This window comes from Bartonella tribocorum, assembly GCF_002777915.1.
GTDB classification, from domain to species: domain Bacteria; phylum Pseudomonadota; class Alphaproteobacteria; order Rhizobiales; family Rhizobiaceae; genus Bartonella; species Bartonella tribocorum_A.
On the sequence record NZ_NJGE01000066.1, the window covers coordinates 1 to 1,283 of the forward strand.

1 pseudogene is annotated in these 1,283 nt (G+C 41.4%); it reads right to left on the reverse strand.

Annotated elements, in window-relative coordinates:
- Window positions 1–1,283: pseudogene (locus tag CER18_RS09675) on the reverse strand (hypothetical protein); the annotation flags it as partial.

A 1,283-nucleotide genomic window follows, 5' to 3' on the forward strand; every position in this document is an offset into this window, starting at 1 on the left:
TAATACGATCATTAACATTCTTAATATTCGTATCAAGCCCGCTAAAAGCAGAACCAACATCAGTAAAGGACTTACCCGTAACCTGACCGTCTTTAGAAACATCTGATAATTGGTAAATTGGCTGTGTGAGACCACCATCTTTAAAAGATGCTTCTCCTCCCAAGAACTTTGCAATATCCTCACCAATGGTATTGATCTGACCACCCGTGATTGCATCATGGGAACCCTTGATAATCTTACCATCAGCAATATTATGAAGTCCCACTGGAGAAGAATCTTTACCCTTACCCAAAGTCACATTTGTATAATCAGTTTTACCATCTGCCTTATCGTAAAGAACAACCGCTGAATCTTCTGACTGAAGACTGTTAGAAAGTGCTTCCAAACTTTGATCAAGCTGCATTTTATTAACCGCTTCATCATCTTTTGTTGCTGCTTTTACACCAGAAATACTACGAGCGATACCTTCACTGTTTGCAACAGTGATTTCTGTACCCTCTTTCTCCGCACCGATCTTAATAACCTTGGTCGTATCTTCTTGCTTGACAAGACTATCATCCACAACTTGGTTAATGGCTTTGTTAAGCTCTTGGTGAAGATTCGTGAATGAAGTACCTACACCTTCAAATGCTTCTGATACGCTCGCATAATCCCCTTCCCCAGCGTTGCCATCATCCTTAATGGTTTTAACTTTGAAACTCGGAGCTGTCCATGCACCATCCTTATATTCAGCACCTCCACCAAAGGATTGAGCTATATTCGCAGCAGCTGTTTCAAAATTGTGGGAAACGGCGCTTACATGTTGATTGGTATCAAATAACTGGGAGCCATTCACAGCATCCGTTGAACCTTCTGCAATGTTACCYTTGGCAAGAGACGTAATCTTGCTGTTCGTTTTTTCTGCTTCACCTTCCCCGTGCTTGGCACTAAAGGCTTGATCAGTTGCACTCCACAACAACGCATTCTGCTTAATATTTTCTGTAACCGCTGCGTTGCTTTCGGTAAACTCTTTGTGAAGTTTCTCAAAAGAACTACCTACACCAGCAAATGCTTCCGATACAGTACTATAATCCTTATCTTCAACTTTACTACCGTCATCATTGACAGTCTTAAACTTGAAACTTGGAGCGGACCATTGACCATTCTCATAATTAGCACTACCACCAAAATACTTCGCAACATTGTCGCCTAAGCTATAAAGCTGAGAACCATTAACAGCCTCAATGGAATTCTTAGAGATTGTTCCACCCATCACACCGAAAAGGGTGCGGTTCTCTTTATTC